This is a genomic window from Chryseobacterium caseinilyticum (assembly GCF_014837145.1).
Taxonomy (GTDB): Bacteria; Bacteroidota; Bacteroidia; order Flavobacteriales; family Weeksellaceae; genus Chryseobacterium; species Chryseobacterium caseinilyticum.
Window position 1 is genome coordinate 1 of record NZ_JACYFS010000023.1, and the last position, 1,425, is coordinate 1,425.

1 protein-coding gene is annotated in these 1,425 nt (G+C 28.7%); it reads right to left on the bottom strand.

Going from position 1 to position 1,425, the window contains the following annotated elements:
* Positions 1–136: 136 nt before the first annotated feature.
* Positions 137–1,009 (bottom strand): hypothetical protein, encoded by an 873-nt coding sequence (locus IC610_RS19915; protein ID WP_191738628.1) that lies wholly within the window; start codon positions 1,007–1,009, stop codon positions 137–139.
* Positions 1,010–1,425 lie beyond the last annotated feature (416 nt).

The following is a 1,425-nucleotide window of genomic DNA, read 5'->3' on the forward strand; positions in this document are numbered from 1 at the left end:
TTGCGGTGTGCAACAAGCTGCTCAAAATTGTATTTGGGGTGGTAAAAAACAAAACAATGTACCAAGATAATTTTATTGCAAAAAGTGCTTAAAATGTTTGGTTTTTTACACAGTTCATGTTAGCTGCAGTAATATTTTACCAATAAATATATTCGTAGTCATATTTTGAAATTCCTTCCATTTTTTCAATTTGTACACTTTTTATAAATCCTTTTTTGTTGTATTCATATTTGTCAGTAAATGTTTTATCGTAATCAGAAACAAAAGTTATCTTTCTAGTAAGTTTATTTTCAGCGTTATATTCATAAGTTTCACTTTCTGTTAGTTTTCCTGACTCAATAGTTGATTTTTTTATTAACGAATTACCAGTGTATAAATATGAGACTTCTGTATTTCTGTATTTTTCATTCAGAAGCTTTCCATTTTGATTAAACTCTTTTATAACTTCACCATCGAAATTTTTATCATCAGTTTTATATTCGACTTTCTCAGTATTTTTTGAATAAGAATATAACGTTTCAGTTTGCTTTTTTCCTTTGGGATTTTTTGTAATTGACCTTAGTATTTTACCAGCATCATTATATTCATCAATTTGAATGAGAAATCTTTTTCTTTTCTTTAAATTAATTAATGTTTTTGAATAAAGTACTTCATCTTTTGAGTTAATACTTTTAACTTCTTTTTGATAAGGAAAGGAATTAGCATCAAAATTGTCCTCAATTTCTTCGTAAGTATAAACCTCAGTTTTATTTTTGGAATAAACGTAATATGATTCAGAAAATCCAACATTTGAATGTCCGAAAATAATACTCTCTAATTTGTCACTTTGATATGAATAATCCCAGACAGCAAAGACATCATCTCCGTTAAATTCATTGTTTTTTACAAAAATTGGATTTCCAGATTTATCAAATTGCTGGATAATTCCGAGCTTTGATTGTTTATAAATTTTTATTTCTTTGACAGATTTATAATCATTTTGGTTCAGCCAAGTAAAATCTTTATCCAAAACTTGTGCATTTAGATAGACTGAAATTAAAATGAAAAATAGTAAATTTAGTTTTGACACGATGTTTGGAATTATTGTAGATAACGTATCGGGACTTGGCGATGGCGGGCAAACCGAAGCCGAAACTTTCAACTAAAATACAAATTTTAATCGAAGCACAAAACGTGAATTTTAGACGTTCCGCCCGCTATTGCCAAACCCTTCCTATGTTTGCAATTCCTTAAATTTATTAAATATAAAACTATAAAAAAGAAAGAACCAATGAGCAGAATAAGATAGGCAAACCCTTTAAACATTTAAGCTTCACTAACATGATTATCCCTGCTCATTTTCTTGCTCGAAACCGTACAGTTTATTTGAACATAAAGTTCGTGTTAGGATCGTTGGTTGTAATGCAGGAAATGTTCTCTCAATAA